This window comes from Maribellus sp. CM-23 (genome assembly GCF_021354595.1).
Lineage (GTDB): Bacteria > Bacteroidota > Bacteroidia > Bacteroidales > Prolixibacteraceae > Draconibacterium.
This window is the reverse complement of record NZ_JADWYJ010000002.1, coordinates 660,185-674,753: the sequence shown is the minus strand read 5'-3', so window position 1 is coordinate 674,753 and position 14,569 is coordinate 660,185. Positions and strand designations below refer to the sequence as shown.

Sequence of the window (14,569 nt, the reverse complement as noted above, 5' to 3'; positions counted from 1 at the left end):
AAGAGGATAGTGGTTTTCCTGGAGCTTTAAAAAACTTTATTCCCTATATTCTTCCTTGTTTAAAGTTTTTTCCTCTTATAGGTTTGTCCCATCAAAAACACCAACTGTTAAATCTTTAAATTATGAAAAAGTTATCCCTGGTTTTACTCATCTTGCTTGCATTGCTAACCCCAAACATTGGTGAGTCTTCTAGCTTAAATCTTCTCAACCAAAGCGATGATCAAAAAGAAATTGATCTGAGAGGTTCTTTGGATGAAACAACTAATAGATCGTTGCAGCAAACGCCAATTTATGCTTCAATTGGCTTGAATAGCCTTGACGTTGTTTTCCTTTATAATATCGGTATTATAGAAGTTGAGGTCTCTTCCGAATCCGGAGCCATTGTTCATTCACAAAGTGTAGATACACAAACACAGGAGTATTTATCAATCGATGTATCCAATTGGGATAATGGTGCCTATGAAATCCGGTTTACAAATTCCACCGGACAATTTATCTACGGTACATTCGGAATTGAATAACGATTGAAACAAAAAGGCTTTGTACAATAATCAGCATTCGTAATATAGAGAACAAGCAATCTATATCCTCTTAAGTGTTAACATAGCCCGGAAAAGTCCGGGCTTTCTTCAAAGATTACTAATAACGCTACCGGGCGGCAACCCAATAGCAACACTAAAAAACTCAAAATTATGAAAAAAACTACTTTCCTTTTCATTCTGGGCTTCTTAGCCCTTTCCTTTAATGGATTTTCCCAAATAAAAGTAAACAGTACCGGTAAAGTTGGTATCAACAATACCTCTCCAAGCTACCAGCTTGATGTTAATGGTACCTTTCGGGTTAATGACGGAGGCAGTGAATTAACTTTTCAATACGGGACTCTATCTCCCTCTTATTCAAGTTATAGTATGCTTGGCGACAATGGCTCTATGTGGGAGGAACTTTACGCGACACAAGCCTATTTTAACTACAACCCTGTAATCATGTCGGATATTAATGCCAAAACGGATATCAGGGATTTACCCAATATTAAAAGCAAGTTGCTTCTGTTACATCCTGTTTATTATAAACTAAAACCAAAGCTTAAAGGCGATGAAAAAGCGGATGCAAAAATTGCACAAAAGGCTGCAACTGAACAATTGGGCCTAATAGCCCAGGAGGTACAAAAAATAATCCCGGAGATTGTAACAGAGAAAGAAGACGGTACATTGGGTATTCGCTACACTGAATTTATCCCTGTTTTGATTAAAGCTGTACAGGAACAGCAAGCTGAGATTGATGATTTAAGGGCAAGGATTGAGAAACTTGAAGGCTCGAAAAAATAGGAGGAATAAAATATGAAGCGAAAATATTACTTTCTTCCGGTAATCTGTTTCCTGCTGCTTATTGTTAGTGTACCGTCGTTTGGGATGAGTGGGGATACTACTTTTGTGTTTACTTATGATGCAAGCGGAAACAGAACTGAAAGGGTTATTGACTTAACCAAAAGTGCTGAGATTACAGCCAGTTCTTCTGCTGCCAATGAAGAAAAAACATTTGAAGCCGAACTGTCAAGTTTCGATATCAGAATATATCCCAACCCTACAAAAGGTTTATTAAAGATTGAGATTCCTGATATTGGAGATATCAAGCCTACGTTGGTTGTATATAACCTGCAAGGGAAACAGATTATTCATAAAGTTGTTTCCGGTCCAACCAGTACAATTAATCTATCCAACCAACCTTCCGGGATGTACATCATGAAGATTGTGAACGGACAAGAATCTGTGGATTGGAAAATCATTAAGGACTAAATTACTCAAAACACTTATTTGACTAAAAATGAGACAAATATACGTTCTGTTCATCATGTTTTTGATGGGTATAGGCACTGGTTATGCGCAAGAATTTGACATTACGTTGACTTCTGCCGAATCAGGAACTAAGACTCATCAGGCCAGAAACAGTATCACCTTTGGCCCAAATTATTCTTACACCCCCAGTGGTGGTACTTTAACAGCAGAAATCGTAGCCCCTGTAGTGGGAGGAACAATTTATTACAACTACACTGTTGTTGATCCGGAGACCAGGTCACTGAATACTTCCTACATGGTTGGAACCACAAACGGAAGCTTTAATGTAAACCCTGTTGGTGGGGCTACGTATTCCATTCCGTTGGATTTACCCCCGGGAGTTGCCGGACTACAACCTGAATTGTCGCTTAACTACAGTAGTTTAGCGGGGACAGGAGTTGCAGGTTACGGATGGGATATTGGCGGACTTTCGGTGATAACCCGTAGTCCCCAGACCTATTACTATGATGGGACAAGCATAGGGGTGGATATGACTTCTACCGATAGGCTATCAATAGACGGCCAGCGCCTTGTTTGTGTATCAGGATCATACGGCGGGAATGGCTCAAAGTACCGAACAGAAAATGACATCTTCAGTAATGTTACCTGTTATACCCAATCAATAAGTTGGGGGCCGGATTATCTCGAAGTAAGAACTAAAAATGGCCTAAAGTGTAATTATGGTGAAAGCAATGGAAGCGATGCCGAACAGGTCATTGATGGTTACTCTTATTTACAGGCGATGAGCTGGTACATAAAAAAGATCACTGATGTTTATGGTAATACCATCGAATACGAATACATAAAACTTAACGGGCACAATTATATTGGTGAGATTAAATACGGACCTAACACTGTAACGTTTTACTACAAAGAACGCTCAGATAAAGAAATATCCTATCTGCTTGGGGCGAAACTGGTGCAGGACCTTATTCTTGACAAAATTGAGGTTAAGTATAATGCCAGTGTTGTTAAAAAATATGAATTCAAATACAATTATCCCTATAGCAATTACACACGCCATTCTGTGCTTAATGAAGTAATTGAGTATGGAATTGGTTCGAGCAGGTATAACTCCACAGCGTTTACTTATAGTACACCCGATGATGTTGCATTTGTTCAGGAACTTTACAATACTTCTCATAGTTATGTTACCTATAAATCAAAATTGGTAACAGGTGATTACAATGGCGATGGTAAAGCTGATTTTTTATGCCTGCCTGATCCTGGCAAGGGAGCAACCTGGACAGGAATGAAAGTGTATTACGGAGATGGTAATGATAACTTCAATTTAGGATTCTCGGAAACCACAAGTATTGATATTAATAAACTAGGGGATATTCGTGCCCTGGATATCAACGGTGATGGGAAAGATGATGTCTTGTACGAGATTGTTAATTCAGGCACTTCAACTTTTTATTATTTGCTCTTTAGTGGTACATCTTTTAATTCTCCGGTAAGTCTCACCTCTCAGACTTATGGATCCAGAACAGGTTATAGTGGAAAAGTGCGCAGACATATTAACCTGCAAGAAGATGATAATGAAATATCCGGAGCTGATTATAATGGAGATGGCATTAATGATATTTTCCTAAATGATCCCGCAGGAAACTATAAAATATTGACCATGGCAAATACCTCAGGAGGATTGGGTACATATATGAGAACCATTGCCTCCGGGGGCATAACAAGCCTGGCAGACCAAGTGTTAAGTGCCGATTTTGATGGTGATGGGAAAGTTGATATTTGGAGCATTACGGATAGTGGAACTAAAATCTATAAGTTTGACGGATCTCGGCTGACAGTGATTTATGAATCTTCCTGGCCCAAAAATACTCACCACTTTACCCTGGGTGATTTTAATGCTGATGGTAAAACCGATATGTTTGTATATGGTTATACAACTTACGATTGGTCCGATTGGCAGGTTTGTTTATCTACCGGTACCGGTTTTACGACCAATTATATCCCAAAGAAAAAGAGTAACCTTAAAAATGATTATGTACGCTTAGGTGATTTCAATGGTGACGGGGCAACAGATCTGATGGTTAGCTCTCCTGACCAAAGTTGGAGCGGAACAAAACTTTATATTACGAAAAATAATGGAACTGATTTTTATACAAATACCCTGCCTGCTTACCCTCCAACATCACACGGTTATTATGTCGCTGATTTTTATGGTAATGGCAGAACAGATTTTCTTTGTACTGATGGGGAATCGCCCTGGTGGAACGGTTACCAGATTTACAGATCAGGGAGTAAGAACAATATACTTTTAGAGAAAATTGGAAACGGTCTTAATGATCTGACAAAAATCAGCTACCAATCTATCTCAGAATACGGAACGACTTATGTGAAATGGACGGGAGCATCATTTCCTGTTATGGATTTCCAGGGACCACTGCAGATTGTTAAATCTGTATTGACCGATAACGGTCGGGGGTCACAAAATACAACCACCTATAAGTTTGAGGGGGCTAAAATTCACCGCCAGGGGAAAGGGTTCTTGTGCCACACAAAACAAACCGTTACCGATGTGGCCAATAATATGAGTACTGAAACCACCTACGGTTACAATACCAGTAAGTTTTTCCCATTTCTTTCCAGTTCAGTTAATAAGGCCGGAAGTACAATGATGAGTTCTATATTTAATTTGTGGACTTATAAAACAACATCTGGTTCTGCTATCTTTCCTTATGTGTACTCTTCTACACAAAGAAATCAATTAACGGATCATCAGGTAACCAGTTCCTTTACTTACGATACCTATGGCAATCCGACAGTAATAGGGAAAAGTTTCAACAATGGTGTTACAGAAACAACTACGAACCAATATACCAATGATGCTGCAACCTGGTACATTGGCAAACTTAACAGTTCTGAGGTCAGTTCTCAAAAATCGGGTGAAACAACCATTACCCAGACAGTAAACTATACATATTATACCGATGGTATTTTAAAACCTGACTACATAAAATATTATGAAGGAACCGACAAATATTACTATAAGAATCATGATTATTACAGTAACGGCAACCTGAAACAATTGTACGTTTATGCCGCTGATGTTGGAGCACAGCAAACCAATTATACCTACCAGACGGACGGTGTACGTGTTGCCACCATTAATGACCCGATGGGTCATGTTACTACAATGACCTATGATACATATGGGCGCTTGTCGTCAGAGGAAGATTACCTGAACAATACTGTCTCTTACACCTATGATAACATGGGCAGGCAGCTTACCCAGACACAGGCTGACGGTTTTGTTACCACCACCAGCTATAACTGGGGATTGACAGGTGGCCCCTCCTATGCTTCATTTTATGTGCAGCAATCGGGTAACGATGGTTCTTTGAGCAAAGTGTGGCATGACATATTTGGCCGTGAAATACGAAATGATGTCATTGGATTCGATGGTTCGTATATTTATACTGCTACCGAATACAATACCAAAGGCCAGTTGTACCGTGTTTCAGAACCAAGTGCATCGACTACGCCAACACAATGGAACACTCATTCGTATGACAGCTACGGCAGGATTACCGGGATTACCCGGGCATCAGGGAAAAATACAACCTATGTCTATTCTTCAAACCGCGTAACCGAAACTACCGGAGGAAAAGCAAGCTGGAAGGAAACCGATAGCCAGGGATTGTTGACCACCGCACATGATTACGGAGGGGATATTACCTATGTCTACTACCCCGACGGGAAACTCAAAACCATTAACTCGCCGGGCGGTGCAGAAACAAAGATGGAGTACGATGTGGCAGGTAACCAATCCAAACTGGAGGACCCAAGTGCCGGAACAATTATTTATACTTACGACTCTTTTGGTAATTTAAAAACACAAAAGAATGCCCGTAACCAGACCACAACCTATAACTATCATGCAGATGGTCGTGTAAGTTCTAAGGTTACACCTGAAGGAACCACTTCATACACCTATAACAGTAACGAACAATTAACCGGAGTTTCTTCGCCGGGCAGCGTAAGCCGCAGCTATACTTATGACACGAAAGGCCGGGTTTCAACAATTAGCGAAACCATACCGGGACAGCCGGCAATGTCAACTTCGTTTACATACGATACCAAAGGACGTATAAATACCCGCACCCACCCGTCAGGAATAGTTGAAACCAATAACTACAACAGTTACGGTTACCTCGCTTCAATCTCTGCGGGGGGGGCAACGCGCTACACCATCAATACCATGAATGCCCGCCAGCAGGTTACCGGGGCAACCTATGGCGGTAGCTTAATCGGAGAGTTCGGGTTCGACAGTTACGGTTATCCAACTTACTCAAAAGCCAAGGTTGGTTCAACCTACCGGCAGGATTACCGCTACAATTTTACTGGATCAACAGGTAACCTTTACTCGCGGCAAAACTACCTGCGCAGTAAAACAGAAACCTTTACCTACGATAATCTCGACCGGTTAACAGGGGTTAGCGGGCCGCAAAACCTTACCATGGCCTATGCCAGTAATGGCAATATTACGACAAAAAGCGACCTGGGACCGGGGATCTATACCTACGGACATGCCACCAAACCATTTGCGGTAACCGAGATCAATTCGGGCAACCAGGTTATCCCGTCCGCCAACCAGGTGGCAACCTATAATTCGTTTGAGCAGGTTAGTACCATCGACGAAGACGACTACCATGCAACCTTCACTTACAACAGCGACAACCAGCGGTGCAAAATGCTGGTTACCGATTTGGGGAGTGCTGTACTTACCCGCTGGTATGTAGGCAGCCGGTACATAAAACAAACCGAAGGAAGCACAACTACCGAATACACTTGGATTGGAGGTGATGCCTACTCGGCACCAGTAGTTGCCGAAAAGGTTGGTACTACAACCAATTATTATTACCTGCTGCGCGACTATCTGGGGAATATCACCCATAAAGTGAATACATCGAATACCGTTAGTGCCGAATATAGTTTTGATGCCTGGGGGCGCAGAAGAAATGTAAGCGATTGGGGCTATGTTTTAGATTCAAACGACAAAGCACTGGTGGCCGACCGCGGTTTTACAGGCCATGAACACCTTTCGTATTTTAATATTGTAAATATGAACGGGCGCTTGTACGACCCTCTGGTGGGGAGGTTTCTATCTGTAGATCCATTTGTTCAGGCTCCTGACATGACCCAAAGCTATAATCGTTATTCATATTGCCTAAATAATCCTTTGCTTTATGTAGACTACTCAGGATATAACTGGTTTAAAGATTTTGGTAAATGGGTTAGTAAAAACTGGAAACCAATAGTAACAATAGTTGCTACAGTTGCAGTTGTTGCGGCTGTTACTGTAATTACAGCAGGATTAGGCACGGCCCCCCTTATTGCTGGCATGGCGATTGGAGGTGCAGGAGCTTTTACAGGTGCAGCTGTTGGAACCTGGGTAAATAAAGGGGGATTCTGGGAAGGCATAGGAAATGGATTAGTACATGGTGTTGCAGGGGCTATTGGAGGGGCCTTTGGTGGTGCCGCAGCAGGTTGGGCCGCCAAAAGCATGGGAAGTTTTGCTATTAATGGAATAGGGGTCGCTCATCGTTCGGGCATTGGAGGGCTCGTTGTCGGAGGTATTGGTGGTGCTGCCGGTGGTGGTGCAAGTAATTTTACCATAGGAATATTATTGACGGGCGATTTAGAAAAAGCCTGGGATATGTCCAAGGAAGGTATGTTATGGGGGGGGATCGGCGGCTCTTTTACCGGTTTCATGCAAGGGTATCGTAATGCGATGCCGGGAACCAATAAATGGACTGGGAACCCACAGCGTAAGGTTGAAATACAATACCCGTCTGTAGGTGCACAAGGAAAAAAGGTTAATGCAAAGCTTATAAGTGATAAATACCTTAAAAAAAATGGCTTAGATGCTCATGGAATCAAATATGAATATCTGGGGAGAGGAGCAAAAATTAGTAATTTTGATCTATATAAGTTACCCGACGGGCAAATTGTTATATTACCTAAAGGGGGCTCGGGTAATCCCATCTGGACAGATTATAACATAAAATTTTAAAGAAGATGGCAGAAACTGAAATTAAGATTGAGTTTTCAATTTACCATGATTCGACGTTAGATCATGATGAAATAACCAAAATAATGCACTTCGAACCGACACTTACCTATAATAATGGTGACCAAGTCAGGGAAAATTTGGTTCGAAAAGAGAGTGCCTGGATTTATTCTACAGAGTACATCCGTTCTTTATATCTTGACCCTATTCTTGAGTCAATAATTCAAAGAATTGAACCTAACATTATCCCATTATCTGAATATGTTAGGAAATATGGATTGAGCTCAAAGTTTGATATTGTTTTAAGGATAGGGAATGATCAACCACCATCTTATTATTTGCCCAAAAGATTCATTCATATCTGCAGCAAATTAAATGCGGATATCGATACTGATATTTATATATTATAACTTGTGTGTTAAAGGAAATGAGATTAAGAGTAAGGCTGCGAAATTTTTAGCAGCCTTATTTAGTCAATTCTTAACAACCTTTCCCCCGCTCCCGCGCGATTTGCATCGCGTGGTGAATAAACAAGCAAAAGCTGCATGTATGCAATAGCAGCTTTTGTACTATTTAAACCATGAGCCGCAATTATAAATTTCATAATTCCGAAGGCGTCTATTTTAAATGTAAATAAATACCAGTTTTGGAGGCATAATAACAAGCCCATTGAGCTATGGAGCAATAAAGTAATTGATGAGAGAATTAATTATGTCCATCAAAACCCGGTGAAAGAAGGACTGGCTTTTCGTGCTGAAGATTATTTATACAGTAGTACTGCTGATTATGCAGGTGAAAAAGGTTTATTAGATGGAGTTATTGTTGTTGAATAGAACCACGCGATGCAAATCGCGCGGCAGCTGGGCCTTTGCAGGATTTAATCGATAACGGCTATATTAGGCATGAAATAATTCCAGGATTTTAAACATGTTAAAATGATAGAAGAAATCGAAAAAAGATTTAAAGAATTACTTCGAAAACCTAAAACAAAAGAAGAAATCGAAGAAATGGAAATCATCCGTAAACAGTTTACAGCTGAATTAAACCGTGAAACAATCGATTTATTGAATGATTTAAAAAAGGTTGACATTGACATTTCCTCGGTGTGGGACTTGGTAAATTCAAAAGAGTCGTATCCAGCTGCAATTGATATCTTGTTAAGTTATTTACCAAAGCAATTTCATCCACGTAATAAGGAAGGAATTGTAAGAGCATTAGCAGTAAAAGAAGCAAAAGGAAAAGCGGCAAAGATGTTAATTGAAGAATACAATAAAACACCAAAAGAGTTTGCTAGTCTTAGGTGGGCCTTAGGTTATTCCATCGCAATTGTTATGACAATGGAAGACGTGAATGAAATATTTGAGATTGTTTCAAACTTAAATAATGGAAGATCAAGAGCTGAATTGGTTAGGGCTCTGGGAACCATTAAAACTGAAAAGTCTGAAAATATCTTACTTTCCTTGCTTGATGACAATGAAGTTTTGGTTGAGGCTATTCTCGGTTTAAACAAAATGAAATCGATTAAAGCTAAAGATAAAATTAAATCCTTTAAAAATCATTCAAATGAAATGGTCAGAAAGGAGGTAAATAGATATCTAAAAAAAGTCTGAATGTATTTTTACATTTTTTCCCACTCCAGCAATTATACTTAAAATCAGTAATTATTTATCTTGAGTGTAATTGTTTGGGGTGGGTATATTTAGAAATAATTGTTTATAAATTAGGAGATGTAATAACTGTAACTCCGCTATAAATTATGGAACAATTTAGAATGACAGTACTATTGATTGCAACATCTATGTTGTTATGTGCCTACCCAGATGAACCCCGCTGTCCGCTGGCGCGGGTCTATGACCCGTGCCTTGTTTTGGAAAAGTAAAAGATTTTGATAAAGAGCTAGGCACAAATTACAAATTTGCGCCAGCGGGGATTTGAATATCTTTAAGGGTATACATGGTAGTTCATTTGGTCTTGAATATCAATTCACACCAAGTGTCGTTCCTCACATTTTGAAACTATTTAAAGATAATTGATATGATGTTTTGTTGCTCCGATTTTGAAGGATTTTACTCTGCTAAAAATGAACTTGCGCCTAATATTCGAATTGTTAAATTTAATTCAGAATATTTGATTTCCGAGAAATCTGCTATGAGATTCAATCTTAAAAGAAATGATGTGAAATTTTTTATAACGCTAGGTTATAATAAGTTTCAATTACTGGCACCTTTAATGAATATAAATTTTTGTCCGTTCTGTGGAAAGAATCTTCATAAATTCTACGCCAAAGATGAATATTTTAATGAAACAGAGGGGCTTACTTTCTCCTCATAATAAAAAGAATGTGGACAGGCGCAAACTGTTCACATTCTTTACTAAGGTTTAAATTTGTTGTTGTTGCTTCTTGCGGAACATTAGCTCCTTTGGCGGTGGCTGTTATTGCCGGTGCTGCGGGAGGAATGGCAGGTAACCTGTTAAATACTGCATTCGCGGGAGGGAATGCAGGAGACTTCTTACGATCTGGGTTTAATGGAGCAATAGGTGGCGCTATATCCGGTCTAGTTGGGGGAGCGGTTGGAAAGTGGGCTGTAAAAGGTCTGCAAAACTGGGGAATCAATGGACTAAATAGTCCCGTATTAAAAGGCGCAATTGTTGGTGCAGGATCAAGCTCTCTATCTGGAGGGGCAGGAGCATTTACATCAAATTTAATCTTGACAGGTGATTTAGAATCAAGTATTGATGCAGGTTTTGATGGATTTTAAATGGGTTTGGTTATAGGAACAGCAGCCGGAGGGTATAGTGCATATAAAACGGCAAAGACCAACTATGTAGATCCATGGGATGGGAAACGCATATATCCCAACAATGATGGAGCTCTTGTTAATTGGACTTCCAAAACGTTAAATCCAGGAGAAAGAATTGATAGGTATGGAATCTTAAAAGGTAACTATTTTTCTCCAGAAGGAACTCCATTAGAGATGAGGTCTTTGCATCCATACTCTAACACCGAAACTTATAACGCATTTGAGGTAGTAAAATCATTTGACGTAAGTTCATCTGTAGTTGCTCCTTTTTATAATCAACCGGGGCTCGGTATACAATATAAATCTGTAATGAGTATTGAGACTTTATTGAACAAGGGCTATATTCGTCCAATAAAATAACAATCCATGAATAAAAGAGAACTAAAAAAACAGCTGAAAAAGTTGGGAATAAATAAAGGTTATTATTCATTGGATGGATATGAGCTGCCTGACAGGATCGTACTTTCAAAATTCTCAAATGGATGGTCTGTTTTTTATATTGACGATAGAGGAAATAGATGCAATAACAAACATTTTCCTAATGAAGATGAAGCTTGTGAATATTTACTTGATGAATTGTTAAAAGAAAAAAGTCTTCAGGATAAAATAAACAGTCAATCAGACTCGAATGGCAATATTGATGGAGATTCTTGAGCCTCCATTCCCTTTTTATATAAAGACGAGGGGGATAGTTGTTTCCTGTTTGTAAAAATATGATCCCGCTGGCGCGGGTCTATGACCCGTGCCTTGTTTTGGAAAAGTAAAAGATCTTGATAAAGAGTAAGGCACAAATTGCAAATTTGCGCCAGCGGGGCTGTTCTACACAAGCTGCCAGAGGTCTTACTTTATCTGGAGTACCAGTATTTGGTTTACATCCATACTTATTACGCTTTCAGATTGCCAATGGATTAAGACCTTATATGTTTAATTATACTTATACTAATGGATTTTAAAATGAAATGTTTATTAATATTTTGTTTATTATCGTGCTGTATGAAAGAACCTTTAGAATCGCAGGTTAATCTTAATGACATTTTGGTTTTTAAGGAGTTTTATAAAGCAGGTTCAACAGCCTTACTAACCAATGTTTTCAATGATCCTATGAAACATAATAACGATACAGCCAAAATAACAGTAGAGAAACAAGACGTCAAAAATTTTGAAACATTGCTTAATAGTGCGAAGGTGAAGAAACACGTTCAGATGAAAATTAATGTTGAATTAGCATTAGTCGTTAAAATTGATAAAAAAGACCATTATTTTATCATTTCGACACCGGAGTTAATTATAGATTTAGTTTCAAACCAGAATTATGTTTTAAAGGAAGATAGCCATAAGAAGCTATTGTCGGAATTTATTGAAAAATACAAATAAATGGAAGCCTCGGTTCGCCGGGGCTTTTAAATATATTTTGTTTTCCACCAACTTAGAAGATGATATTTGTAGTTATAAGAATAACAATTAATAAACCAAATTAAATGAAAAAGAATTTAATGCCATTTTTGTTCCTTATTCTCTCTGCCTCAACAGCAATGGGGCAGATAACCAAAGGAGACATAATAATCGGGTTTAATGGCAATTATACCAATACAAGCACAGAAACCGGAGTAATAACCAACCTATCCCAAACGGATGGAAAATATTTAAATATCGGTTCTTCAGCCGGGTATTTCCTTACCGACAATTTTGTTGTAGGTATCGGGCTCGATTACATCCGGAACAAAGAAACACGTGAGAACAGCTTGTATTTTAACGACCGAGTTCATTTTGAATCTTTAGACATCAAATCGAAAGCTTTTTTGCCAAACGTTTACGTGGCAAGATATTTCTCAATTACTAACAAGTTCTATTTTTCTGCGACAATGAAGGTCAGCTACGGAAAACTTAAAACGGAATTTGAGACCGTTTATATGGAACGAGAGAACTTATCTTCTGATGGACTTTCCGATATTTCAGAAGGAACAAATCCTTCCATGACTAGCTTATCTGGAGAATCAGAGGTTGATTATTTTAGCCCGCAACTCATTCCCGAATTAACTTATTTTATCACAGACAGGTTTAGCGCCTGTTTAGGATTGGGGGGCATTAAGTATTCTATCACCGATTGGGAGAGTAGTAATTCTGATTGGAACGTCAATTTAAATCCGGTAAACTGGAGTTTGGGGATAAAAATTAGGATATAAGATTGTCTGGTTTGATATCAGAAAGCTCCACAATTACTCTTCGTAGGTAGATTTTAAGAAATTGAATCTAATAATTCCCCTTGGCTCTGCCATGGGGTTCCGCTTTTTCTCCCTCATTGAGGGGAGATGTCAGCCTCTATGGCTGACAGAGGGGTGAAATAAAGAAAATTCGGTTTTCAGCGATTTAGCTGAAATGAAGTTGGCGTAATACTCCTTGGCTCTGCCACGGGGATAGTCAACTTCAAGAATTTTCTTTATTTAGACTTTCTCCTTTTTGGAAAGGGGCTTTTGTTTGCCTTGCTTGCAAGTGATTACAGCATTGGAGCGCGCAATAAAAGTGCCATGCCCGATGAATGACATCGTAAAGAACAATGTCCATTACTACAAAGCAATGGACATTGAAATGTTAATCCTCAGATTCTAACCTTCTTCTTCTCACAGAGTTTGGTCTGTAACAGTTCCATATCTTCAGAAATTTTCTTGTCGACGATCCTCGCATATATCTGTGTGGTCTTAAGTGAAGTGTGTCCAAGCATTTTGGAAACAGTTTCGATGGGAACGCCGTGCTCTAAAGTAACCGAGGTTGCAAAAGTATGCCTGGCCACGTGCATTGTAACTTCCTTTTTGATTCCACAAATATCCCCAAGTTCTTTAAGATAACTATTCATTTTTTGGTTGGTAAGTACTGGCAGTAGTAACCCTTTACTTTGATTCTTTGGATAATTGCTGTATTGGTGTAGAATTTCTTTGGCTTTGGGAAGAAGTGGAATTCGGCATCGATTACCAGTTTTGGATCTGTCAATTATTATCCACATTTTCTCGTCAATGCCTTTTTGAAGGTGCATTATACTAAGCTTGGAAATGTCTGAAAATGATAGCCCCGTATAACATGCAAAAACAAAAATATCCCGTACTACAGCCAATCTCTCAATTTGTATTTCTTTTTCTTCAAGTTTGGATAGTTCTTCTGTTGTTAGAAATTCTCTGTGAGTCTCTTTTAATTTAACCTTGTATTTATTGTATGGATTTTTGTTTATGTGATCCATTGAAATGGCTAGGTTAAGAACACGGCGTAAGTGTTTGTGATAATTCCAGGCTGTATTTTGGTGAACCTTAAATCTCTTCTTAAGATAAACATCAAAGGCATCTAAAAATTTATAGTCAATGGATTCAACTGGATAATCCTTTTTGCTGTAGTGGTATTTAATAAAAGCAGCAAGGCGTTTTCTGGATGACTTATAATGTTTATAGGTCTCCATTGAATAGCCTTTGTTCAGTTTTTCCAGTATACTATTGAGATAATAATCGAAAATATTTACGATGCCTTTACTTTCATCAATATTTAAAAGTTTGTTTTTTATTGAGATAACATCGAACTCTTCGTTGTTGGATTTTAACTGATTGTAATAGTCCTGAATTTCGTTCTGGATATTACTCAACCTGTTATTTAAAATCTTTGCTGTCTCATTTCTGCCTTTTATTTGTTGTCCAACTTCATCCCAATTATCAGGATGACAATAAATTCCGGTAGAAAGCTCTACTCGTTTTGATTTTAGCGTAAATCTCACATAGACAGGTATCTCCCCATTGGTTTTCTGTCTGGCCTTCTTCATTAAAAAGTTAATCGTCATTCTCATTTTTCTCAATTTTAAATTTTTAAAGAAAAATTGTTCTCGATTAATGCTTAAAAGTACCCATTTTGAGGGTGATTTTCAACACCAA

Annotated in this window: 12 protein-coding genes; 11 read left to right on the top strand and 1 reads right to left on the bottom strand. The window is 38.7% G+C overall.

What is annotated here, in order from left to right; translation table 11 throughout:
• Positions 1–122: 122 nt before the first annotated feature.
• The 11 genes from INQ51_RS10115 to INQ51_RS10065 all read left to right on the top strand — a co-directional run bounded on the left by INQ51_RS10115 (position 123) and on the right by INQ51_RS10065 (position 12,847).
• Positions 123–521: a DUF3244 domain-containing protein gene (locus INQ51_RS10115; protein WP_233377853.1), complete on the top strand. Its 399-nt coding sequence runs from the start codon at positions 123–125 to the stop codon at positions 519–521.
• Positions 522–692: 171 nt separating this feature from the next.
• A complete protein-coding gene (locus INQ51_RS10110) occupies positions 693–1,325 on the top strand; it encodes a tail fiber domain-containing protein (protein ID WP_233377852.1) in 633 nt (210 codons plus the stop codon).
• Between the two features lie 12 nt (positions 1,326–1,337).
• Positions 1,338–1,793, top strand: a complete 456-nt coding sequence (locus tag INQ51_RS10105) for a T9SS type A sorting domain-containing protein (RefSeq protein WP_233377851.1) — start codon at positions 1,338–1,340, stop codon at positions 1,791–1,793.
• A gap of 28 nt (positions 1,794–1,821) precedes the next feature.
• The gene (locus INQ51_RS10100) at positions 1,822–7,866 is read left to right on the top strand and encodes an FG-GAP-like repeat-containing protein (RefSeq protein WP_233377850.1); all 6,045 of its coding nucleotides are present in this window, start codon (positions 1,822–1,824) and stop codon (positions 7,864–7,866) included.
• 5 nt (positions 7,867–7,871) lie between these two features.
• Positions 7,872–8,273 (top strand): DUF4279 domain-containing protein, encoded by a 402-nt coding sequence (locus INQ51_RS10095; RefSeq protein WP_233377849.1) that lies wholly within the window; start codon positions 7,872–7,874, stop codon positions 8,271–8,273.
• A 525-nt stretch (positions 8,274–8,798) separates the two neighbouring features.
• Complete coding sequence (locus INQ51_RS10090) at positions 8,799–9,473, top strand: HEAT repeat domain-containing protein (protein ID WP_233377848.1); 675 nt, start codon at positions 8,799–8,801, stop codon at positions 9,471–9,473.
• Between the two features lie 729 nt (positions 9,474–10,202).
• Positions 10,203–10,622 (top strand): hypothetical protein, encoded by a 420-nt coding sequence (locus INQ51_RS10085; protein WP_233377847.1) that lies wholly within the window; start codon positions 10,203–10,205, stop codon positions 10,620–10,622.
• The gene (locus INQ51_RS10080; RefSeq protein ID WP_233377846.1) at positions 10,623–11,024 is read left to right on the top strand and encodes a TNT domain-containing protein; all 402 of its coding nucleotides are present in this window, start codon (positions 10,623–10,625) and stop codon (positions 11,022–11,024) included.
• A gap of 6 nt (positions 11,025–11,030) precedes the next feature.
• On the top strand, positions 11,031–11,318 hold the full coding sequence (locus tag INQ51_RS10075; RefSeq protein WP_233377845.1) for a hypothetical protein: 288 nt from the start codon (positions 11,031–11,033) through the stop codon (positions 11,316–11,318).
• A 339-nt stretch (positions 11,319–11,657) separates the two neighbouring features.
• Positions 11,658–12,038, top strand: coding sequence for a hypothetical protein (locus INQ51_RS10070; RefSeq protein WP_233377844.1), 381 nt, complete (start codon positions 11,658–11,660; stop codon positions 12,036–12,038).
• Positions 12,039–12,142: 104 nt separating this feature from the next.
• Positions 12,143–12,847, top strand: coding sequence for an autotransporter outer membrane beta-barrel domain-containing protein (locus INQ51_RS10065; protein WP_233377843.1), 705 nt, complete (start codon positions 12,143–12,145; stop codon positions 12,845–12,847).
• A 413-nt stretch (positions 12,848–13,260) separates the two neighbouring features.
• Here INQ51_RS10065 and INQ51_RS10060 read toward each other — a convergent pair whose 3' ends face one another.
• On the bottom strand, positions 13,261–14,484 hold the full coding sequence (locus tag INQ51_RS10060; RefSeq protein ID WP_233377842.1) for a site-specific integrase: 1,224 nt from the start codon (positions 14,482–14,484) through the stop codon (positions 13,261–13,263).
• Positions 14,485–14,569: the final 85 nt, after the last annotated feature.